Source organism: Bradyrhizobium ottawaense (assembly GCF_900099825.1).
GTDB classification, from domain to species: Bacteria; Pseudomonadota; Alphaproteobacteria; order Rhizobiales; family Xanthobacteraceae; genus Bradyrhizobium; species Bradyrhizobium ottawaense_A.
In genome coordinates, this window is record NZ_LT629693.1 from 4,213,547 (window position 1) to 4,236,410 (window position 22,864).

Consider the following 22,864-nt stretch of genomic DNA (forward strand, 5'->3'; position numbering starts at 1 on the left):
GACGGTCAAAGGTATGGGGAAAGGCTGAATGTTCGGTAAAATTCGCTCTTGTCCCCGCGCCCGGCGCATGCCGCCTTGCAGCGGCATCTGGGCGGTTGTGCCGCGGCGGATCCTGCGGTCTGATGGGGGATAACAACGAGAAATCAGCGAGATACCGCCATGCTGGACAGACCGGGGCCAAGGGGCGAGCAATCCGCCCGCGAAATTACCGAGCGCTGGACCGAGGCGCTGAACGCAGCACTTGCGGGCGGGCAGGCGGCCGCGCTGTCCGGACTTTTCGAAGCCGACAGCCACTGGCGCAACCTGTTCGGCATCTCCTGGTATTTCGCGACTTTTAGCGGCAACGCTGGGGTGGTCGAGCAACTGCTGGCCCGGGCGACCGAGGTTCACGCCAAGAATTTCCGGATCGACCCCGCCGCCCTTGCGCCGCGCCACGCCGTGGTCGCCGGCCGCGATGTGATCGAGGCGGTCTTCCGCTTCGAGACGGCCAACGGTCCCGGCTATGGCGCGGTCAGGCTCGTGCGGCAACCCGACGGCGGGGCCAAAGCCTGGACCTTCTCCACCTCGCTCGATTTCGACGCCATCTGCGCCGCCCGCGCGCGCGCGTCTACCCAATCCCACACCCGCGATTTCGCCGCGCCCGACTGGCTCGAGCAGCGCCAGGCCTCGGCGGCCTACGAGACCAGCGATCCCGACGTATTGATCGTCGGCGGCGGCCATGCCGGCATCTCGGTCGCGGTCGAACTCAATCGCATCGGCCTTTCCGCGCTGGTGATCGACCGCGAGCAACGCATCGGCGACAACTGGCGGCTGCGCTATCGCGGGCTGAAGCTGCACAACAAGACGCCGGTCAATCACTTGCGCTATCTGCCGTTCCCGTCGACGTTTCCGGACTACATCCCGAAGGACAAGGTCGCCAACTGGCTGGAAAGCTATGTCGACATTTTGGAGGTCGACTTCTGGACCCGCACCGCGTTCGACGGCGCCGATTACGACGAAGCCGCGCAGCGCTGGACCGCGCGGCTGACCCACGAGGGTGCTGCGCGCACCCTTCGCCCCAAGCATATCGTGCTCGCGACCAGCGTCAGCGGCACGCCGAATATTGCCACCATCGACGGCATCGAGAATTTCAAGGGTCCGGTGCTGCACTCCAGCCGCTTCGCCGCCGGCAAGCAGTGGTCCGGCCGCGCGGTCGCCGTGTTCGGCACCGGCACCAGCGCGCATGACATCTGCCAGGAACTGCAGGCCGCCGGCGCCGACGTCACCATGGTGCAGCGAAGCCCGACCATGGTGGTCAATGTCGAGCCGGCGCAGCTTTACGACAGGACCTATCTCGGCGACGGCCCGCCGATCGCTGTCCGTGACATCCTCAATTCCGGCGTGCCGCTGCCCGTCATGAAGGCCGCGCACAAGATCATCACCGACGAGGTGAAGAAGATCGACGCGCCGCTGCTCTCGCGGCTGGAGCGCGCCGGTTTTCGGCTCGAATTCGGCGAGGATGGCACCGGCTGGCCGCTGAAATTCCGCACCCGCGGCGGCGGCTATTATTTCAACGTCGGCGCCTCCGAGCTGATCGCCGACGGCAGGATCAGGCTGGTGCAGGCCGCCGACATCGCCGGCTATGAGCGCGATGCCATCGCCTTCAAGGACGGCACGCGCCTCACATGCGAACTCATTGTGCTCGCCACCGGCTACAAGGGCCCCGATCACCTGCTGCAGCAATTGTTCGGCGCGGATGTCGCCCAACGTGTCGGCCGGGTCTGGGGTTTTGACGAAGCCAGCCAGGAATTGCGCAACATGTGGACCCGCACACAGCAAGCGGGGCTGTGGTTTGTCGGCGGCGCGTTTTCGCAGGCCCGCATCTACAGCCGCTATATCGCGGCGCAGATAGCGGCGATCGAGGCCGGGCAGTTGTCCAGGGAATTGGCGGGCTAGTTGCGAACGCAAATGTGACAGCCATTGCCCAGGGAATGACCTTGGGGAATTGCCGGGACCGCCGTAATATTGCTGAAACCATGGCCCCGGGTGTGGGCTTGTGGCGGCTTGTGATGGCAACCGAAACGGGGCAGCATTCGTCCCGCGCCGGGTGCCGCGCGGCCGGCATTCGATTTTTCGCGATCGATCTTTGCCAACGAAGCCGGGTTTGCCTTGCCTGTTTCCGTCGACAACTTCGAATTCCAGCGCAGCGGATTCTGGCGCCGCGCCTTCGCGCTTATGATCGACGGCATCATCGTCACCCTGCTGGTGCAATGTCTGGCGATGGCGCTGTTCCCGCTCACCGGCGGGCGGGTGCAGTTCGCCAACGGCTTCAACCTGATGTACTGCGACAAGCTCGACGCGGTGCCGGCGGGCGTCAACGTTCCCGCCGATTTCGGCGCCACCGACATCACCGATTGCCGGCAGGGACCGGTGCCGGGACTGCCGTCGTCGCGGATGTTGCGGGTCAACCGGTTCACCCAGAACGGCGCGGTGACAACGACGGTCACGATCGGACGATTTCTCGACGCCGATGGCAGACTGATCGCGCCGCTGACGCTCGACAGCATGGTGCTGCCTTTGCTGTTGCTGCTGCGCTTCCTGTTCGACCGCGGCCGGGGCACGCCGGGCCGCCGGATCTGCCGCATCCGTCTCGGCGTCGCTGCCGATGGACAGATTCCGCCGCCGGCCGCGGTAGTGACCCGCCGCTACGCCGCGCTGGCCGCGACGCTGGCGCCGATCCTGCTCTGGGCGATGCTGTACGACTGGCTGATCGGCGCGAAGGCGACGGGTTCGGGCTGGCCGCTGCTGGTCACCATCGTGCTTGCCATTCCGGCGTTGATCACGCTGCTCGAGGCGCTGCATGCGGCGGCGTTCGGCAGCGATGCCTGGTACGATCGCCTGGCCGGCACGCGCATGCTGCGTGTCACGAAGAGCGGAGAGGCGATCGCCGTTCCCGTCCTGATCTCCGAGCCCGCCGCAGTCGTGGCCGCCGCGTCGTCTGAGCACGACACGCCGGCCGCGGCTGAACCGGACTGGTCGCAACCTCTCGTCCCCGAGCAGGCGGTGGCGGACGCGCTCGGCGTCGACCGCGCGCCGCTTGGCGTCGACCGCGCGCCGCTTGGCGTCGCGTACACGCCGCTGGCATTGCCGCCGCCTTTGCCGCCTCCCTCATCGAACAACTATTTCGCGCGGCACTGGCGCGGCGAGCTGTCGCTGCCAAAATCCTACTGGATCAACGGCATCGTGTTCGGCTTCATCGTCGGCATCGCGGTCGCGGCCCTCGGCTTTGCCGTCAACAGCCGCAGCGAAGCCCAGCCCGTGCTGTGGTTGGTCACGCTGATCGCAACCTGGGTGATCGTGGCCTTGTTCACGATGTGGCAAGCGGTCGGCGTCTGGCGTTCGGCGACCAACTACAAGGCTGGCGGCAAGCATTTCTGGGGCGGCCTCGCCAAGACCGTCACCGTGCTCGGCGTGCTCAACCTCGCCTATAACTGCCTGTTCGTCGGCACCGCACAGCTCGCGGATATTTATGAAATCATCGACGGTGACGCCCGCGTCGGCGCGCACCAGTTCAAGGTGCTGGCGAACGGCCAAGTGCTGGAATTTTCCGGCGGCATCACTTTTGGCGTCGCCAACGAACTCAACGGCTTCCTCGCCGCGATGGAGAACCTGCGCACCGTGCGGCTCAATTCGATGGGCGGCCGCATCCTCGAGGCGCAGCGGATGTCGGACCTGATCCGCGCCAAGGGGCTCGCGACCTCTGTCGCGCAGAATTGCATGTCGGCCTGCACCATCGTGTTCCTCGGCGGCAAGGAGCGCGTGGTGCTGCCGGCCGCGCGCATCGGTTTCCACCAGCCGGCGTTTCGCGGCATGACGGCGGCGTCGCGCCGCGCCGCGATTTCGACCGAAATCGGGCGGCTGCAGGGCTTCGGCCTCAGCCGGGATTTCGCCGAGCGCGCCAACACCGCAACCCCGAGCGGCATGTGGTTTCCCGACAAGGACGAACTGGTGCGCGAGAAGGTCGTCACCCGCGTGATGCAGCCACAGCCGGCGGCGGCGAAGCCGGCGCCGAATTCAACGCCGCCATCGCCGAGCGCGAACGCCGCATCGCCAGCGGCGGCTCCCGTGGCCGGCACACCGCAGGCGATGCCGGGCGTTGCAGCCCGCGCCGCCGCCGAAGAGGGCCGCGCCACGATTCCCGCCGACGTCATCAAGCGCCTGTCCGGCGAGATGTCGCGTTTGGGGATGAAGAAGGTGCAGCCTGTGGCGCCTGCGCCCGAGGCGGCGCCGGCGAATGCCGCGCCGGCCGACGCGGCGCCGGTGGCGGCGCAGAAGTAGCGCGCCGTCATACCCCGCGCATGCGGGGGATCCAGTACGCTGCGGCTTATCGGTTCAATCATCGGCGTCTCTGGAATACTGGGTCACCCGCCTACGCGGGTGATGACAACTGAATGTGGGTTCTCGATCTCGCGGCATGACCTGCCCGAAGTTTTGCTGGAAACCTTGCCCTCGAAATCAGAGGGCGCAGGGAAGACCGGATGCGCGCTGCACCCGCGGTCTCGCGTGCAATAGTTGCAACAAGAACACGCACACGAGCATACAGGTTCAGCGGAGAGCCTCCGGCCTTCCCTGCGCAATCGCTTTACGGCTTATACGAGTTCGTCCTGGTGACCGGCTCTCTTGCCACCATCGTCAGCTGGGCTTTCGCTTCCGCCAACTTGACGCCAGCACCGGGGCGTCGGACCCAAACGATTTCGCCGTACGCTACAGCTCGTTCGTCTCGCGTGCTGCCGCGTCCACCGCTCCCTGCCCCTCGTTTGCGACGATGGCCAACGCCCCTTGTGTCGGCAAAAACTGGCAGAATGTGCGAACGGGCGGTTGAAGCAGAACCGCCCGTTGCTGGAACTGAGCCCGTAACGCCCCAAAGCGGCAGAGCCTGTATGAGAGCGAGGGACAGCTCCGGTGTCTTCCTCAACCCGAACAGTTGCAAGGGCCGTTGAGCCCGTACCGAGCAAGGAAGGGAGTGGATGATGGCACAAAATGGTCTCGTTGTCGTCGGCATCGATGTAGCAAAGGACAAGGTCGATGCGTGCATTCGCGAGTTGGCGCTGCGGCAGACGTATCCGAGCACTGCCCAGGGTCATCGCAAGCTGGTTGCCTGGCTTCGCAAGCACAAGGTGAACAGGGCGGTGATGGAGGCCAGCGGCGGCTATGAGCGCGATTGGGGGAAGGTGCTCCGTCTGGCCGGCATCGCCGTACGGATCGTCGACCCCAAGCGAGTCCGCAGCTTTGCGCAGTCGGCCGGACGCCTGGCCAAGAACGATACGATTGATGCAGAGATGATCGCTTGGTTCGCAGAGACGTTCAGCGAGGCGCCGGGCCAAGTGCACGATGCCGCGCGCGAAGAGCTGCAGGCGCTGGTGAAAGCTCGTCTCAATCTGGTCGATCTCAAGATACGACTGGAAGCTCAAAACGAGCATGCTGCACCAGGACAGGCTCGGAAAGCGCGGACCCGTATCTTGAAGAGCTTGCTCGAGGAAATTGCCAAGCTCGAAGTCGCGATCTCGGCCCAGGTCAGGGCCACACCTCATCTTGCCGAACGCGCCGAGATCGTCGAGAGCGTGCCAGGCTTTGCCGAAACGAGCTCAGCGAACCTCATTGCTGGAATGCCGGAGCTTGGCCAAGTGAGCGACGAGATCGCCGCGGCGTTGTTAGGCGTTGCCCCTTATGACGATGATAGCGGAAAGCGCCGCGGCGAACGCCACATCAAGGGCGGCCGCCGTTGGGTCCGAAACGCCCTCTACATGCCGTGCCTCGGCGCGGCCACACAGAACAATCCTGTCTTCAAGGCCTACTATCAACGGCTACTTGCCAAGGGGAAGGAGCCGAAGGTTGCGCTCGTCGCCTGCATGCGAAAGCTGATCATCATCCTCAACACAATGATCGCACGCCGGCAGAAATGGGATCCCAGCCGTTACGCACTGAATTGAGCGAGCGCACTTCACCGCGCTCGGTCCTCGACCGAGCGCATGCCTAGCCAACAGACCGGGGAGCGGACGGCGTCAAGGCCGTAAGCCGCCGAAGGCGGGGGCGCGCCTCGCGCCAGCCTTGAGGCCAGCCGATCACCGGTCTACTTCAGCACAGTTGCTCTGGTGGGACAGGATGGCGGGAGTTAAACTTCTGATTTGCCCGAAGCTGCAACGGAAATATTTCTGCGCGAAGGGCTGGACAGACTTTTGGTGATTTGCCCGTCGTGCCAATTTGTCGCAGTACCTCGCCCCGCTTGCGGGGAGAGGTCGGCGCGTAGCGCCGGGTGAGGGGGACTCACCGCGAGTCCCACCCGTGGAGACAGCCCCTTACCCCAACCCTCCAAGAGCGAGCTTCGCTCGTCTCGACCCCGCAGGCGGGGCGAGGGAGACGAGAGAGTCACGCTTCTTCGTCCACACCTTCCGCCGCCGCCGGCCGCACCGGCATTTTCACGGTCTCGAACTTCGCCGGAAGATTGATCGGGCGATAGTTCATGTTGGGATCGTCGCGCCGGATCACCACGGATTCGTGCACCAGCGCGCCTTCCGGAATCGGGCGCGGTTCGGCGTCGGGGATGTAGAAGCCGAAATGGGCGTGTCGATCAGGCCATTCCTTGTAGCTTGCGCTCTTCGGCAGAAATTCCAACAGCCACCACGCGCCGTGCAGCGACTGGTGCAGCATCGCCTCCGGGTTCGGTGCGACATAGGAGAACGGGCTGCCCTTGCGCTGAATGCCCCAGGCGAGCTGGTTGACGGTCGAGGTGTTGACCTTGAGCCCGGCCGCGACCGCTTCGTCGATCATCCACAGCAGCGGATATTTCGACAGCCCCGATTCGGTTTCCGGATAGCCGCCGCCGATATCGGAATGCACGCCGGCGAACCACACCTGCCGGATATCCTGCGGCTCGGAATGGACGTCGTTGAACCGGTTGTGCCTGTAGACCTGCGGGTCGTCCCATTTCTTCAGGCGGAACATGCAGCGCCGCTCGTCGATCGAGATCGCCTGCCGGAACGTCTGCACGCTCGGATTCTGCAAGGTGTAGGCGAGCTCTTCCAGGCTCGGCCAGTACAGCCGGTCGGGCCGCGGCACGATCACGCTCGCGACCGTGTCCCAGACGCCGACGAAACGGATCAGCGGCCATGACGTCGAGGTGATGCGCGCGAACTGCGCGGCCTGGTCGTCCTTCGAGGCCGCCAGCGGCCCGTCGGCGTCGCCGGCATCGGTGAGCTGCTTCAGCTCGAAGCCGAGCCCGTGCTGGCCGTCCGAGGAAAACTGCTTGTAGGCGGTGAGGCCGCTGCCTGCGAGATTGGCCTGCTCCGGCGCGATCAGCCCGACCTTGTGGATCAGCCCCGCCAGCACCCGCACGGTGTAGGCGCCGCGCGAAAAGCCGAACAGGTAGATCTGGTCGCCGGGCTCGTAATGCCGGACCAGGAACAGGTAGGCCTGCAGCACCTTGTCATCGAGGCCATAGCCGGTGGCGAGGCCAAGGATGGCGGTGAAATCCTGCGCCAGCTTGCGCCACGGATTCGGCCGCGCCAGCGTGCCGACGCCGGGATCGTAAAACACCATCTGCCGCGGACTGGTTCTGTCGGTCTTGCGCAGGCAGCGATAGAACTTGAGGACGTTGGAAATGTTCTCAGAGATCTCGTTGCCGGTGCCGTCGCAGAGGATGATGATGTTTTTCATGGCGGCCTCGCGTAGGGCAGGGTGATGCTACCTTGGCGAGTATAACACAGATCAGAAACCTTGCGAGGTTGGAAGTGGTTATCGCTAAAGTGGTGTTCTAACCGACATGCGTTATTTGGTTTGCACTTGTTCGCTCCTGGAAGCGCCACAAAACTATGTCCGCAACGCTCATACTGTCGCCAGTAACTTTCGATATAGCCGTGCACATTTCGTCTACGCTGTAGTAACCGAATTGCCCGGCTAGTCGTACCAAGTGTCGATCAGGCTTTGCAGCGTCAATGCCCAAGTTCTTTGCGAGATGGCGGGCGGTGATCGAGCCAATAAATGGCAATGTAACGGCAACCCCAAAGAAATCTTCGATTAGGCTACGCTTTAGTTGTTCAAACCCTACGCGATGGACAATTCCTGCCATATCTGAAATTGCCCGCAATTTTCGTTTGTTACCGAAGGCGGACGAAGCCGCGCTAATACAAACGTCAGCGAGTTCATGAATCTCTTGCGCGGACTGCCAGTCGCAATAGCAGAGGGATATAAAATCGAAGTGTTTTCTAACTACCGCTTCTCGAAATCCAGAGTTCAATACGACCCACGCGTGTTCGCGAAGGATGTCAGACTCTGAAAAATTTGGTTGACGTAGGTTGGCTTGCCAGCGGAGTTCCTCCGCGAACATCGATCGCTCGACCCACGATTTCGCGGATTGATAAAATTCAAGTAGGCCTGAGCTGATTTGGGGAGCTGACATCATTTGTAGTTATCGCGTAGAAGAAGTTTAAGCTTTATTAACCATAAGCTTGATCCGGGCTTTTCGTCTAATATTCTGCTAATTGCTACCTTAAGTTTGTGGCGCCGCTTGAGCTTCAAAAAGTCCTTCTCGGGGACGCCAGCGCCCACATCGCTCGCCATATCGTACCGATCTGCGAGACGTTGGAAGTCACGATCCGAAACTTTCCCCAAGTTAGCGAGCAGATAGCCGGCTTCACGCTTAACTTCCGAGTACATCGTGAAACTTCGCTTGTGAGCCTCGCTTCGGCCGCGCCAGTCAGCTTTGAATTGGATAAGCGCTAGTCCGAACGTAATGCTTCCGAGTATCCCTATCCAAAGCTGGGCGTCCAAGTGTGGCGGCGTGAGCCATGGAGTCAGTCGCGGATCAACAAAGCCCATCGATGCCGTCCATGCCGAGAGTAGAAGCACCACAATATCAATCGCAGACTGCCGAGAAGCGAAGCGATCACGCAAAGCCGCATGGGCCGTGCAAAGTTGGTCAGCAACGCGCCGAATGCGCTCTATCTCGCTGCTCCGCGCGTTTTCCGTTTCAGTCATCGGTCAGCCCGAAGATAGCTTTCCATTGATCGCCAGACATGTGGGCACTAGCATTCCTCATCCGCTTCGCAATTCGCCCAAGAACGTGACTCGCCGCGGCTCTTTGAGCACTGTCCGCATCACCAAGGTAGGCATCGACGTGCACCGATTGTCCCGAACTATCTCGGATCGGTCGCAAAACAAGATCGCGAGACTTTTCAAAGAAAACGGGCAACATTCCTGTCGTCACTTTTGGCCCAGAGTAATCTTTGAAGGCAGCGATAGCTAAACTCTCGACATGATAGCCAGAAAGTCTCTGCTTTTCTGGCAAGGTACCAATGATGGCCTTCGCGAGCTTAATCGTCGGAATCAACTTGCCATTACATTCTTCATTGCGAGCGGAGAGGGCTTTCTGGAATGCACTCGGAGATATATGCGACCAGCCGTCTCGCAGGAACGAGGGCACTTTCAGTCCATCCTTGGATCGAAATGCCGGCAGTAACTGGATTTGCATTCCATCACTGTACTGCACGGTAACAGCAAGTCGGCCTGCTCCAACGGAAGCTGAGGTCGGAGCAGCGGCACGTACGATGTCTGCGACCTTGGCGAGAGCAGTTGACGGCTTCTCTGCCGCAAGGTCCGAATCGTTCAAGATCAAAAGCGAATCGATGTCGCTAAGACCATCGACGTAAGTGTGCTTCGCCACCGATCCACCAAAAAGCAAATCTGTTGAGGTCTCGAGAGAATCGTTAATTTCTCCTTTGATGTCGTCTAAGCGCTCTTGAACAAGGCTGATGTCTCGACTATTTGCGGCTGAAAGTAGTTCGCTAAGCAGTGAGTTCAACTCCGTCTCAAAAACCTTGACAGCAGTATCGTCTTCGGCTTGCCGGACTTGTTTTGCGAGTTGCTCTGGGGACCTGTTCACAAAGGGTCCGCCTCCGCCGCCTCCGCCCATCTCAATCTCCTGACAATTCGGCGCACATTTCTTGATAAGCGCTCTTGATGAGTTTGTGGTGCTTTCCGAAGTGCTCGAAATTTTCGTCGTTTAGGTGCTTCGCCATGTTGAGCTGCATTTGTCGCATGTACTGATAGTTATTTGACCAGCAGCGCCCTTCCACAACATCTGAATTGGTGCTTATGGGCAGCCTTAAAGCTCCATACGAATGGCGATATATTGTATCGCCGTCAGAAAAGGCATATCGGAGCCAGGTTAGGCCATCAAAATATCGGCACCTGCCAGAAAGAATAGGTAAGTCGAGATGGTGTCGAGGCTACCAAAACGTGGATAGGCATGTCAGGGTAGTGTCGGTCCAGCGCCTTTCTTAGCCGAGCAACGTTCATCATCCGGCTTAGAATGGAATTGCCGATTTCTTTTTCGGTCACGCCAATGATAGCGAAGTCTTTGAGCCTAGCGAGATGCGGAGTTATTCGATCTAAGCGCAGCCGAATTGAATCCTCACTTTCTGGCTTCAGTAAGAACGATCGAGCGTGCTCGCCGGCCGGAAGTACAAGACGTCTCGCTCGGTCGATCTGCTCCTTTGTGTCGGTCCTGTACTTCGGATGATCGAAGCTAACAAACACCGTCGGCGAAGAGCAGCGCCAGTTTCGTACTATTTCAGCATACCTTTCGGGAGACCATTCTTTTCCAACGTGATCGCCCTCATAGATCTCAGACAGATCCGCGTCTCTGGACGCTTCATATCCGCCGCTATCCAGAAATATAGCGGATGCGAAATCAAATTCTGGCGACAGCGTTCCGTATGATACGTCGTATGCGCTTACGAGGATTTCATCAGAAATATACTCCTCGCAGGCTTTGATGATCTTCTGAACCTTCGGGAAACCCTTGCTTGAGAACGAAGGGAGCAGAAGCGGCGTTCTCAGTTCTGTGGCGTTTCCGAGTCGGACGGTGCGCCTCTTAGCGAGCATTCCAACCTCTTTCGGTCGAGGCACGAAGCACACTGTCCACAGGAAGGTGCGGTTCCAGCTTCGCAGCTATAAGTCTCGTCGAGAGGTATGCTTTGCGATAAAAAGTAACTGTAAACATCATCTTTGCTCCAACGGACAAATGGCGCGAGGACGAACAACTTTCCTGCTGAACATTCTTGAACTAAGGCATCGACCTTCTCCAGAAAGTCTGGAGAGCAGTCGTAGTAAGGCGTGCCACTATGTATGCCGATAGCGATCGCGCCTGATCTGCAATTTCCGAGCAGTGCTGCACTGAATACGAGAAACGCATTTCTTCCCGTCAGTTCGCCGACTCCTTGGGAAGAGAGGGAGCTAGCGCAAATCTCGTCGACCGTGATCCCGATTAAATGTCTGAGGCGGTCGACCGCCTTTTGCTCTAAGACTAGTGATGCTTGCCCGTAATCAACAAACAGTCCCCGGACGGCGAACCCGCTTGATTTCAAAAACAAGGCTGTCGCCGCAGAATCAATGCCGCCACTAAGAAGAACGGTAGCTCGTTTCATGAGAATCAGTTTACCGTCGAATCTAGCAGAGGGTGTAGAAAATTCGTCAACCTATCTGTGAATGATATCAAGATATCGGCCGAGATTCCCCAAAACAAGGCCGGTCGGGTCTTCTGACCGGCCGCTTCAAAACTTCAATCTGGTAGTACAGTGCGGTGGTTGGTGGCGCGGACCTTCTTTCTAAGTCCCAGCCGGTCCCTGCGCGATATCCACCACATGGCGATCCTGCCCAACCGTAATAATGATCGTGTAGCTCTTCTTCGCGCCGTCCTGCTCGGTCGGCGGTGCAATGTGCAATTGCCCGCCGTACCATTCGCCGGGCATCAGCGTGTTGTCCTTGATGACGGACTGTTCGAGCATCGCCATGTTGCGTTGCCCGGTTTCGACGGTCGACGCGATCACGGCCTCGTTTTGGTACGCCGCGTTGTTCTGCGCGATCGCTGCAGCGGTCGGGCTGTAGAAAGTGCCGCTACGGCCACTCGGCGTGGTGTAACTGCCGTAGCCGGCGCGTGAAGCGCTGTAGGAGTTCGCGGCGACAGAAACGCCTGCCAGCACGGCGCGCGCGATCTGCCGGTTCTTTTCTTCCTGTTGCAGCATTTCAAAGGTGACGACCTGCATTCCGTAGTCGGAAGCTCCGACATGTTGGGTGGCTTCCACCTGCGAGACCACAAAGTCCGTCGGCTGTCTTCCGATGTTGTTGATGCCGACGACAAACACGGGTCGTCCGTTCGCCTGCAATTGGCGTGAAGCCGGGCGGACCAGCACCAGCGAATTTTTCTGGCGTGAGACGAGCGCAGGTTGCCCGTCGCGCATCATCGCTTGTTGCTGTGGATTAGTCGTTCGAAATGAAATGGTTTCGTTGGTCGAGACGCAGCCGCCCAACGCGGCGCAAAGCACCACGATTCCAAGATTACGCATGTTAGGAGCCTCCCCAGACCCACGGGCATACAAGCGCAACCGCAGGAGGTGAGCAAGGATGGATGCACGAGCCTTAAGTCGTATGGCCAAATACAAAAAACGGCCGGGTCTTTCGACCCAGCCGCTTCCAAACTCTAATCCGCTAGTTGCAGTGCGGTGAGGCTTGCGCCTTAGCTCGCCTTCTTAACGTCCTTGATTTCTTTCTTCACGAACACCGGCTTGCCGACCTTCTTCTCGATCGCGCGCTTCAGGTCGAGCGCACGGGGCGAGAGGTTGGCGGCGCGGGCCTTCTGCAGGAAGGCATCGAGGCCGCCATTGTGGTCGACGCTCTTCAGCGCGTTGGTCGAAACGCGCAGGCGCACGTTGCGGCCGAGCGCATCCGAGATGAAGGTGACGTTGACCAGGTTCGGCAGGAACCGGCGCTTGGTCTTGATGTTCGAGTGGCTCACCTTGTGGCCCACCTGGGGGCCCTTGGCGGTCAATTCGCACTTACGGGACATCGCAAAATCCTCTTCCATCCCCGCCTTCGGGCAGCGCATCATGCGCCGCGCGGGGGTCCAAAATCGCGTCCATTTGCAGGAACCGCGGACGTATAGGGGGAGACGCCCGAACCGTCAAGGTTTGAGGGCCAAGGAAATGCGCCGAATACGGCAGTTTATCGGCGGTTCCGGCGGCGGTTTTTCAGGCCTGTTGCGGGTGCGGCCGGCAAGGCCCGGCGGCCCGAAAACGCTGTGTTAACAGACCATATAAACGGCACATTCCCCGCCGCATCATGATGGCCGCATTCCCCGATCGCCTGCCGGGGGCTGGATCGCCCGCCGCGGGTTTTGAGGCCTGCTTTTCGCGAAATGCGCGTTGTCTGCCGGATATTTCTGCTTAGATGATCCCTGACCCGCGCCAGCTCTGGATTTCGCCGTTCGTGACCAATCCCACCGCCATCTCGCCCCGTCTGGGGCTGTTTTTCGGCCTTTGCGCCGGGGTCTGGCTCGCGGCCGCGCCGCAGGCGGCCTTCGCGCAGGGGCGGGTGGATGCCCATTATGAGGCCTCCTTGTCCGGCATTCCCGTGGGCAAGGGGACCTGGACCATCGAAATCGGCGACGACGTGTTTTCGGCCTCCGCCCAGGGCGGCAGCGCCGGGCTGTTGAAGGCGTTTTCCGGCGGCTCGGGCTCCGGCGCCAGCCAGGGCCGGGTCGTCAACGGCGCGCTGGTCTCCACTTCCTATGTCGCCACCACCACGACCCAAAAGAAATCCGAGACCATCCGGCTGAACCTCGCCAATGGCGGGGTGAAGGATTTTTCGATCGATCCGGTGCCGCCTGTTGATGCCGACCGCATCGCCGTCACCGAGGCGCAGCGCAAGAACGTGCTCGATCCCATGACCGGCTCGATGATCCGCGTGCCCGGCACCGGCGAGCTGCTGACGCCCGATGCCTGCCGCACCGGCACCGGCGTGTTCGACGGCCGCCTGCGCTACGACCTCAAGCTCGATTACAAGCGCATGGAAACCGTCAAGGCCGAGCACGGCTATCACGGCCCCGCGGTGGTCTGCGCGATCTATTTCACGCCGGTGGCGGGCTACATTCCCGATCGCCCGGTGATCAAATGGCTCGCCAACCAGCGCAACATGGAAGTCGCCTTCGTTCCCGTCGCCGGCACCCGCATCCTGGTGCCGTTCCGCATGATCATCCCGACGCCGCTGGGCCCCGCGATGCTGGAAGCGACGTCGTTCGTGACCTCAGCGGCGCCGCCAAGGGTCGCGAAGACGCAGTGATTTTACACGGTAAAGGAGCCGACCTCCTCAGCTGTCATTGCCGGGCTTGACCCGGCAATCCATCGCCTTCGAAAGAAGCTTTTGCGAAGAGGATGGATGCCCGGGTCAAGCCCGGGCATGACGAGATTGGACCTGAATCCATCTTGACTCTTCATCGCTTCTGATTCGACTCCGCGCCTGCGCCGTTCTTAACGTTTCCGCCGAAAAACCTGTTCTTGTGGAGGCCTCTCAAACTTGATCTAGTGTCGTCTCGATCGCAGCCACGCGAGATGTTGCGGAGAACGAACCCGGTTTGGGGTGGAGTCAGCGATTCGGACGCGATTCGTTCCAGACTCGTTCCAGAACTTAAGCGCGACCGCATCGCCGTCGCAGAATGAAACAGAATCGGCGAAAACCATGCCGAGGCACAAAGGTTTTCCGTCATTGCGAGCGAAGCGAAGCAATCCAAAGAAAGAATGGATTGCTTCGTCGCTTCGCTCCTCGCAATGACGCCGCAGACAGCAAGAAACACCCGTAAAATATGGCTTTCTCTCATTCCCCGTTCGGCCACGAACGCGCACCCGGCGCAGGCGTCACCGCCGTGCTCGGGCCGACCAACACCGGCAAGACGCATCTGGCGATCGAGCGGATGCTGGCGCATTCCTCCGGCGTGATCGGCCTGCCGCTGCGGCTCTTGGCGCGCGAGGTCTATAACAAGATCGTCGATCGCGCCGGCGCCGAGAGCGTCGCGCTGATAACCGGCGAAGAGAAGATCAAGCCGAAAAATCCGCGCTACTGGGTCTCGACCGTCGAGGCGATGCCACGCGATATCGACGTATCTTTTTTGGCCGTCGACGAAATCCAGATCGCGGCGGATCTGGAGCGCGGTCACGTCTTCACCGATCGCATCCTGCACCGCCGCGGCCGCGACGAGACGCTGCTGCTGGGGGCTGCGACGATGCGCCCCATCATCGAGCGGCTGCTGCCGGGCGCTTCCATCGTCACAAGGCCGCGGCTGTCGCAGCTTGAATTCGCCGGCGACCGCAAGATCACGCGCCAGCCGCGACGAACTGCCATTGTCGCGTTCTCGGCCGACGAGGTCTATGCGATTGCGGAACTGATACGGCGGCAGCACGGCGGTGCGGCCGTGGTGCTGGGCTCGCTGTCGCCCCGCACCAGGAATGCGCAGGTCGCGATGTTCCAGAACGGCGACGTCGACTATCTCGTGGCGACCGATGCCGTCGGCATGGGCCTCAACCTCGATGTCGATCACGTCGCCTTTGCGTCCGACCGCAAGTACGACGGCTACCAGTTCCGCCGCCTCAACCCGTCCGAATTCGCGCAGATCGCCGGCCGCGCCGGGCGCGCCACCCGCAACGGTACTTTTGGCACCACCGGCCGCTGCGCGCCGTTCGAGCCGGAGCTGGTCAACGCGCTGCAGAACCACACCTTCGACAGCGTCAAAATGCTGCAGTGGCGCAATTCGAAGCTGGATTTTGCTTCCCTGGGGTCGCTGCAGGTCTCCCTGGCGGTGTCGCCCAGCCACGAGGCTCTGACCCGCGCGCCGATTGCCGAGGATCTGCGCGTGCTCGACCACGCCGCCCGCGACGGCGATGTCAGGGACATGGCCCATGGCGCGGCCGCCGTGGAACGGCTGTGGGACGCCTGCCAGATCCCGGATTACCGCCGGCTGGCGCCGGCCGCCCATGCCGAACTCGTGACCACGCTGTACGGTTTTCTGATGAAAAACGGCCGGATTCCCGATGCATGGTTCGCCGCCCAGGTCGATCAGGCCGATAATGCCAATGGCGATATCGACACGCTATCGGGCCGGATCGCGCAAATCCGCACTTGGACCTTCGTCGCCAACCGACCGGACTGGCTTTCCGACCCCGATCACTGGCAAGGGATCACGCGCGAGGTCGAAAATAAATTGTCCGATGCGCTGCATGAACGGCTCACGGAGCGTTTCGTTGACCGCCGTACCAGTGTATTGATGCGCCGCCTGCGGGAGAACAGTGTTTTGAATACGGAAATTGGCAAGACCGGCGAAGTGATTGTGGAAGGCCATGCGATCGGCCGCCTCGACGGATTCACCTTTGCGCCGGATGCAGCAGAAGCCGGCAGCGATGCCAAGGCGCTGCAGGCGGCGGCGCAACAGGTATTGGCCGGCGAGATCGACGCGCGCGCGGAGAAACTTAGCACGGCCCCCGACGATCAGTTCGTGCTGGCCTCCGACGGCACCATCCGCTGGACCGGCGATGCGGTGGCCAAACTCGTCGCCGCCGACGACGCGCTGCATCCGCGGGTGCGCATCATTGCCGACGATCGCCTGAACGGCGCGCCGCGCGAGGCGGTGCAGACGCGCCTCGATCTGTGGCTGAAGACGCATATCGAAAAGCTGCTGGGTCCGCTGTTCGGGCTGTCGAAGGCTGAAGACATCACCGGCATCGGCCGCGGCATCGCGTTCCAGCTGGTCGAAGCACTCGGCGTGCTCGAGCGCACCAAAATCTCCGCCGAGATGAAGGATCTCGATCAGGCGTCGCGCGCGACCTTGCGCAAATACGGCGTCCGCTTCGGCGCCTATCACATCTATTTCCCGGCGCTGTTGAAGCCCGCGGCGCGCGCGCTGGCGTCGTTGCTGTGGGCCGAGAAGCAGGACAATGTCGACATGTCGGCGTTGTCGGGCGCGCAGCATCTGGCGAGTTCGGGCCGCACCTCGTTCCCGGTCGACAAGGCGCTGCCGCGCGACGCCTATCGGCTGCTCGGCTATCGCCAGTGCGGCGAGCGCGCGGTGCGCGTCGATATTCTGGAACGTCTCGCCGATCTGATCCGTCCTGCGCTAGCCTGGCGCGAGAGTTCGCCCGGCGAAAAGCCGGCCGGCGCGTTCGACGGCCGCAGCTTTGTGGTGACGCAGGCGATGACCTCGCTGACGGGATCGGCGGGCGAAGATTTCGCCTCGATCCTGCGCGCGCTCGGTTATCGCATGGACCGCCGCGCGCCGCTGCCGCCGAAGCCGGTACACCTGGCTGAAGCCGCGCCCGCAGAGCCCGTCGCGGATGAGGACGCGGGACCGGCCGAAATCACGATCGCGGATATTATCGATCAGCAGATGTCCGGCGATCCCGCGCCGTCGGCAGGGCTGCTGCCTGCGGTCGACGCCGTGCCTGCCGCGAGCGAGGAAGCTCCTGCTGCTGCGCCGGAGCCTGTTGTGGAAGTCGCGCCGACGCTCGCGCCTGTCGAGGCCGCGCCCGTCGAGGCCGCGCCTGTTGAACCCGCTGTCGCGGAAGCGCCTGCGGAGACTGCCTCCGAGCCCGTACCGGAAGCTGCTGCCACTGACGCTGCGCCGGCCGAAGCCGCCGCTGGCGCCGAGGCAAACCCCGATGCGCCGGCAGAACCGGTGCTGATCGACGTCTGGCGGCCCGGCGGCCGTTCGGACGAGCGCCGTCCGCATCACGACCGCAACCGCCAGCGCCATCACGGCCGCCCGCAAGGTGACGCGCAGCCCGCTGCCGCCGCCGGCGAAGGCGTTGCCGAGGGGGCGCCACGCGAGCAGCGCCACCGGCGCGGCCGTCGCAACAACGAGTTCAGAAAGCCCCGCGAAGGCGCGCCGGCAGACGGCGCCGTCGCGGCTGCCGCACCGGCTGAAGGCGCGCCGGCTGCGCCCGAGGCGCGCACCGAGCGTCCGCGCTTCGAGGGCAAGGGCCGCGACAGGGACAAGAGCGGGGCTGATCGTCCCGACCGGAAATTCGGCGGCGGCGATCGCAACAAGGGCGGCGACCGCAACAAGGGTGGCGGTGACCGCGCTCCGCGCGACAAGGGCCGCGATTTCGGCGGACGTGACAAGGGCGGTCGCGACAAGCGCGACAGCGGCCCGTCGCACCGTCAGTGGGCCACCACGGCAGCACCTCGCGACCGCGACCGTCCGGCCGATCCGAATTCGCCGTTCGCCAAACTGGCGGCGCTGAAGGAACAGCTCGCCGGCAACCGGAAAGAATAGAGTTTTATTTCTGACGCGTTTTCTGCGCGAAAACGCTTTGCCTGCGAGACATATTTGGAGCGACAGCGTCTCGATAAATGGCTGTGGCACGCGCGGGTGGTGAAGGCGCGCACCTCGGCTGCTGCGCTGGTCGAGGCCGGTCACGTCCGCATCAACGGCGTGCGCGAGAAAGCGCCGGGACATGCCGTGAAGCCCGGCGACGTCCTCACCATCGCGCTCGATAACAGCGTGCGCGTCCTCAAGGTCGCGGGATTCAGCGAGCGGCGCGGCGATGCGGCAGCCGCGCGCGTGCTCTACGAGGATTTGCAGAACGCCAAGCCGTAACTATCTGCAAAGGGCTGGCGGGACGGATGAAAACGCCCGGTTTGAGCGCGTTGCTTCCCTTGCGGCAGCGCACTTCATGCGCTACGCAAACCCCGGAAAACTATCCCCTTCGGAGCCTGTTCGGAGTCCTGGATGACTTACGTCGTCACTGAAGCCTGCATCAAATGCAAATATACCGACTGCGTTGAAGTCTGCCCCGTCGACTGCTTCTACGAGGGCGAGAACATGCTGGTCATCCATCCCGACGAATGCATCGACTGCGGCGTCTGCGAACCCGAATGTCCCGCCGACGCCATCAAGCCGGACACCGAGCCGGGGCTGGAGAAGTGGCTCGAGGTCAACACCGAATACGCCAAGAGCTGGCCCAACATCACCCAGAAGAAGGACCAGCCGCCGGACGCAAAGGAATTCGAGGGCGTCGAAGGCAAGTTCGAGAAATATTTTTCCAAGGAACCCGGTTCCGGCGACTGATTCGCGGGTCCCACGCCGACCCAAAAAAGCCGGTTAGGTCCGCTCCGGACCTGATCCAGCCCCGATCTGAACCAAATAAAGCCTGCTGATTTAACCCTGTTGACGGACTTATGACGGAAAGGTCTCCGTAAAGGTCCGGAATGGGGCGTAAATCATTGATTTTTGCGGAAAATGTGCTATATTGGGCACAATACAAGCCAAACCCGGTCATGCGTACCATGTGGCCGTCGGTGGGTTCCCGTAAAAACATCGAACAGGGGCGTGGCAGTTCCGCGCGCAGGCTGTGTCACAGAAAACGCGTAAAAAGAGTGCTTCTAAGACCACTAAAAAAGCCGCTGCGGCCAGCCGCAGCGCACCCAAAGGCCGTGCGAAGGCGCCTGTAAAGGACGCCAGGAAGGTCGCGGCCACAAAGTCCTCGAAAAATAAAAGAAGCGCAATGCCAGATAAGACTGCCAAAACTGCCGCGAAAGCGACGGGCTCGAAGGCCACTGCTTCGAAGGTCGCTCCCAAGATTGCCGCTGTTGCTCCGAAGCACGTAGCCCCCAAAGCTTTGGCCCCCAAGGCTGTGGCTCCCAAGGCCGCTGCCGTGGTCGCGCCGAAGGCTGCCGTGAAGCCGGTGGCTGCCGCCCCCAAGATCGAAGAGCCGAAGAAGGTCGTGACCCAGCGTCAGGGCTTCAAGGCCAATGAATTCGTGGTCTATCCCGCTCACGGCGTCGGCCAGATCCTGGCGATCGAGGAGCAGGAAATCGCAGGCGCCCGGCTTGAGCTGTTCGTGATCAATTTCATGAAGGACAAGATGACGCTCCGCGTGCCGACCGCCAAGGTCGCCAATGTCGGCATGCGCAAGCTGTCCGAGCCGGCGCTGGTCAAGAAGGCGCTCGAAACCCTCAAGGGCCGCGCCCGCGTCAAGCGCACGATGTGGTCGCGCCGCGCGCAGGAATACGAAGCCAAGATCAATTCGGGCGACATCGTCGCCATCGCCGAAGTGGTCCGCGATCTCTACCGTTCGGAATCGCAGCCCGAGCAGTCCTACAGCGAACGCCAGCTCTATGAAGCCGCGCTGGATCGCCTGTCGCGCGAAATCGCCGTAGTCCAGCATTCGACCGAGACCGAAGCGGTCAAGGAAATCGAAAGCCAGCTCGCCAAGAGCCCGCGCCGCGGCGCCAAGACCGACGCGACGGACGCGACCGGTGACGCCGACGAGGCCGATGTCGAAGCCGACAGCGATGACACTGCGGTGGCGGACGAAGCCGCCTGAAAGAATCCCACGGATTAAATGAAAAGCCCGGTCGAAAGACCGGGCTTTTTGTTTGGGGGCCGTATCTCGCCACCCGTCATTGCGAGCGTAGCGAAGCAATCCATACTTTCTTCGTGGCTGTGGATTGCTTCGCTACGCTCGCAATGACGGTGAGGATGACACGCTTCCGCCTTCGCTCGTTAGCTTCGGCGGACAAGTCGCTTGTCCGGGATGACGAGTAGTTTCGCAGGGTGGGCAAAGGCGCTTTTGCGCCGTGCCCACCATTCTGCTCGACATGTTATGCAAGATGGTGGGCACGCTTCGCTTTGCCCACCCTACGAAAACTCAATCCACCACGATCTTCACGCGATCGCGCGTCTTGACCTGCGCATGCTGGTCCAGCCCGTTGAGAATCCGGAACCGTTCGGCGGGGCGGTCGACGCCGGCCATGCGGTGGGCGAGGGATTCCACGGTGTCGCCGGGCTGCACGGTGATGACTTTTATGCGCAACGGTCGAGCCGCTTGAATCTCTTCGAGCGTCAGGCGGCGGAACGAGTTGACGGTTTCGCGCGCGTTGCGCTCGCTCTCGGTGGACTTCTGCTTGGTGGCGAAGATGAAGCGGTAGACGTCGCTGCCGAAGCGCAGCGCGTAGACCTTGAACTGCCAGCTGTCGCCATGCGCGGTCGCCGCCGCCGCCGGGAAGCCGTTGATGGTGATGTCCTCGGTCGAAGACTTCTCGACGCCTTCCATCCAGCCGGAATTGAGATACTCGCCGAGCGACTGCTCCGCCGGCACCCGCACCACGTCGAAGCGCATCGCCTGCGTGCCGCCCTCGCGCACGCCGATCACGGCTTGCGCGGTGTTATCCAGCGTGAAGGTGTCGGGGGCCTGGAAGGTGAAGCCGAGTTTCGGATGCAGGAAGCGGCGGCCGCGCACGAAACCCTCGCTGGGGTCTTCGCCATAGACGATGTTGTCGATCGCGGCGAGGTAGGTTTCGCGGTCGCGCTCGCCGCCCTCGGGCGAGGTGTATTGCCGGGCGCTGGCCTGCGCGTTCTGCACCCGTTCCGGCGTCGCCGGATGCGAGGACAGAAAATCCTGCGCGCGTGGATCGAGCGAAGTCTTGCCGGCCTTCAGCGCGGCATTGCGTTCCATCGAGGTCAGGAAGCGCGCCGCGCCGTAGGGATCGAAATGCGCCTTCGCCGAGATGCCGACGCCGATGCCGTCGGCCTCGAACTCCTGCGTGCGCGAGAAGCTCGCCATCGTCAGTTTTGTTTTCGCCAGCGCCAGCGCGGTCAAATCAGGGTCGTTGCTCATGTCGGTGACGACGCGCGTCACCACCGCCGCCTGCCGCGCCTGGTCCTCGCGGATCGAGGCGTGCTTGGCGAGTACATGCGCCATCTCGTGAGAGAGCACCGAGGACAGTTCCGAGGTGTCGCTGGCAAGGGCGATCAGGCCGCGCGTCACATAGAGCTGGCCGGTCGGCAGCGCGAATGCGTTCACCGCGCCGGAATTGAGGATGGTCACCTTGTAGGCCTGGTCCGGGCGATCGGACGCCGCGACCAGCCGGTCGACGGTCTTGCCGATCAGCGCCTCCAGCCTCGGATCGTCATAGGCACCGCCATAGGAGGACAGGATGCGCTCATGCTCGCGCTCGCTGGCGGGCGTCTGCGCCACGGTGCGGTTCGGCTTGATCGGCGAGATGGCCGAAGACGGCGCCGCGGTCTCGAACCGGCCAATATTGCCACAGGCTGAAAGCGTGAAAGCGGCGCACAAAAGTACAGTCGCCGCAAAAAAGCGGCGCCTGATGCCTCGCTCGCGATGTTCCGCACACGCCATCACGTCAGCCAATCGTGATCTCTATTTTCCGCCGAGCACTTCGATCTGCCCCACCCGGAGCACCTCGACCCGTGGTCCTCCCCGCGACGAGACAAAGCCGCGGACCCGAATCCGTCGATTTTCGAGGGACTTAGGCGAAAGCCCGGCCGCCTCGAACGCCGGGATCATGCGCCTTGAAATAGTCGCAGCAAAGTCCTGTGTCCAGTTCCGTCCGAAATTCAGGTAGGTCACAGACCCTGCCTGTCTTACGGACAGAACCTTGCCCTCGACCACAGTGAAGCGCCCAATCCCTGCCAAAATATCGCCGGGACTTTCCGCGTTTTTTATGGCCGCGGGGGCGGACCAGATTCCTATTTTGGCCTTGATGGCATCGGCCTCGGCGGCGGCAAGGGTTCCGGCGCAATCCCTGTCGGCGACATCGGCGGAAAACAGCGCCTGGCCGCGGCGCAACAGTTCGCTCTGCACCGGCGTCTCTGCCAAAAAACACGAAGGCAGTCTGGCGGCCGTAACGATCCGGCGTGTCGTCCTCGCCGTGCAGCGTCACGTCGTGTCCGCCGATAACCGCCGCCAGCGCGGCTGTGCCTTTTGCCTTGTCGGTATCTGCCGGCTCAATCCCGGCCAGGCGGATCTCGCGGCCGTCGTCGAGGCGAAAGCTGCGCGCATCGATCACGGCGGCGACCCGGCCCTCGCCGAGGCTTGCGAACAGGCATCCGGCGGCGTGCGCCTGCCCGAGCGCGAACAGCGCCAGACACGCCGCGACAGGCGCCCGGCACGGCAAGGCCAACCCGGTCATGACGTACCTCGCAATCCCGCCTGTCCTGTATGCTTGCGGTCAATGTTACTGCTATCCGAAAAAACCGCGGAGG

The 22,864-nt window shown here is 62.1% G+C and carries 17 protein-coding genes and 1 pseudogene; 8 read left to right on the forward strand and 10 right to left on the reverse strand.

Going from position 1 to position 22,864, the window contains the following annotated elements; translation table 11 throughout:
- Positions 1–159: 159 nt before the first annotated feature.
- The 3 genes from BLR13_RS19705 (at position 160) to BLR13_RS19715 (ending at position 5,969) form a co-directional block, all read left to right on the forward strand.
- On the forward strand, positions 160–1,935 hold the full coding sequence (locus BLR13_RS19705) for a flavin-containing monooxygenase (RefSeq protein ID WP_074820386.1): 1,776 nt from the start codon (positions 160–162) through the stop codon (positions 1,933–1,935).
- A 213-nt stretch (positions 1,936–2,148) separates the two neighbouring features.
- Positions 2,149–4,317: an RDD family protein gene (locus BLR13_RS19710; protein WP_074820384.1), complete on the forward strand. Its 2,169-nt coding sequence runs from the start codon at positions 2,149–2,151 to the stop codon at positions 4,315–4,317.
- A gap of 689 nt (positions 4,318–5,006) precedes the next feature.
- On the forward strand, positions 5,007–5,969 hold the full coding sequence (locus BLR13_RS19715) for an IS110 family transposase (protein WP_091976312.1): 963 nt from the start codon (positions 5,007–5,009) through the stop codon (positions 5,967–5,969).
- Positions 5,970–6,405: 436 nt separating this feature from the next.
- On the opposite strand, the gene BLR13_RS19720 is transcribed toward BLR13_RS19715, so the two are convergent.
- The 8 genes from BLR13_RS19720 to rpmB all read right to left on the reverse strand — a co-directional run bounded on the left by BLR13_RS19720 (position 6,406) and on the right by rpmB (position 12,880).
- On the reverse strand, positions 6,406–7,692 hold the full coding sequence (locus BLR13_RS19720) for a DUF2235 domain-containing protein (protein WP_074820381.1): 1,287 nt from the start codon (positions 7,690–7,692) through the stop codon (positions 6,406–6,408).
- Between the two features lie 97 nt (positions 7,693–7,789).
- Positions 7,790–8,437, reverse strand: a complete 648-nt coding sequence (locus tag BLR13_RS19725; protein WP_143039710.1) for a hypothetical protein — start codon at positions 8,435–8,437, stop codon at positions 7,790–7,792.
- Positions 8,434–9,012 (reverse strand): hypothetical protein, encoded by a 579-nt coding sequence (locus tag BLR13_RS19730; protein WP_074820377.1) that lies wholly within the window; start codon positions 9,010–9,012, stop codon positions 8,434–8,436. The genes BLR13_RS19725 and BLR13_RS19730 overlap by 4 nt, the downstream gene beginning before the upstream one ends.
- Positions 9,005–9,946 carry a CBASS oligonucleotide cyclase gene (locus tag BLR13_RS19735; RefSeq protein WP_074820375.1) on the reverse strand — a complete coding sequence of 314 codons (942 nt, stop codon included), beginning with the start codon at positions 9,944–9,946 and terminating at the stop codon, positions 9,005–9,007. The genes BLR13_RS19730 and BLR13_RS19735 overlap by 8 nt, the downstream gene beginning before the upstream one ends.
- Before the next feature lie 263 nt (positions 9,947–10,209).
- Positions 10,210–10,920: a hypothetical protein gene (locus tag BLR13_RS19740; RefSeq protein WP_091976602.1), complete on the reverse strand. Its 711-nt coding sequence runs from the start codon at positions 10,918–10,920 to the stop codon at positions 10,210–10,212.
- Complete coding sequence (locus BLR13_RS42600; protein WP_074831323.1) at positions 10,872–11,462, reverse strand: 7-cyano-7-deazaguanine synthase; 591 nt, start codon at positions 11,460–11,462, stop codon at positions 10,872–10,874. The genes BLR13_RS19740 and BLR13_RS42600 overlap by 49 nt, the downstream gene beginning before the upstream one ends.
- Positions 11,463–11,642: 180 nt before the next feature.
- Positions 11,643–12,278, reverse strand: coding sequence for a hypothetical protein (locus BLR13_RS19750; protein ID WP_074820373.1), 636 nt, complete (start codon positions 12,276–12,278; stop codon positions 11,643–11,645).
- A 272-nt stretch (positions 12,279–12,550) separates the two neighbouring features.
- Positions 12,551–12,880 carry a 50S ribosomal protein L28 gene (gene rpmB / locus BLR13_RS19755; RefSeq protein WP_074831321.1) on the reverse strand — a complete coding sequence of 110 codons (330 nt, stop codon included), beginning with the start codon at positions 12,878–12,880 and terminating at the stop codon, positions 12,551–12,553.
- A gap of 380 nt (positions 12,881–13,260) precedes the next feature.
- Here rpmB and BLR13_RS19760 point away from each other — a divergent pair, with 380 nt between their 5' ends.
- The 5 genes from BLR13_RS19760 (at position 13,261) to BLR13_RS19780 (ending at position 20,183) form a co-directional block, all read left to right on the forward strand.
- The gene (locus BLR13_RS19760; RefSeq protein WP_079586139.1) at positions 13,261–14,151 is read left to right on the forward strand and encodes a DUF3108 domain-containing protein; all 891 of its coding nucleotides are present in this window, start codon (positions 13,261–13,263) and stop codon (positions 14,149–14,151) included.
- Between the two features lie 520 nt (positions 14,152–14,671).
- Positions 14,672–18,130 carry a helicase-related protein gene (locus BLR13_RS19765; protein WP_074820371.1) on the forward strand — a complete coding sequence of 1,153 codons (3,459 nt, stop codon included), beginning with the start codon at positions 14,672–14,674 and terminating at the stop codon, positions 18,128–18,130.
- A 54-nt stretch (positions 18,131–18,184) separates the two neighbouring features.
- Positions 18,185–18,454, forward strand: coding sequence for an RNA-binding S4 domain-containing protein (locus BLR13_RS19770; protein ID WP_074820368.1), 270 nt, complete (start codon positions 18,185–18,187; stop codon positions 18,452–18,454).
- Between the two features lie 132 nt (positions 18,455–18,586).
- Positions 18,587–18,925 (forward strand): ferredoxin FdxA, encoded by a 339-nt coding sequence (gene fdxA, locus BLR13_RS19775; protein ID WP_074820365.1) that lies wholly within the window; start codon positions 18,587–18,589, stop codon positions 18,923–18,925.
- A gap of 436 nt (positions 18,926–19,361) precedes the next feature.
- On the forward strand, positions 19,362–20,183 hold the full coding sequence (locus tag BLR13_RS19780) for a CarD family transcriptional regulator (protein ID WP_074820363.1): 822 nt from the start codon (positions 19,362–19,364) through the stop codon (positions 20,181–20,183).
- A 324-nt stretch (positions 20,184–20,507) separates the two neighbouring features.
- On the opposite strand, the gene BLR13_RS19785 is transcribed toward BLR13_RS19780, so the two are convergent.
- The gene (locus BLR13_RS19785; RefSeq protein WP_079586138.1) at positions 20,508–21,998 is read right to left on the reverse strand and encodes a M48 family metalloprotease; all 1,491 of its coding nucleotides are present in this window, start codon (positions 21,996–21,998) and stop codon (positions 20,508–20,510) included.
- 21 nt (positions 21,999–22,019) lie between these two features.
- Positions 22,020–22,791 (reverse strand): annotated as a pseudogene (locus BLR13_RS19790) (thermonuclease family protein).
- Between the last annotated feature and the right edge of the window lie 73 nt (positions 22,792–22,864).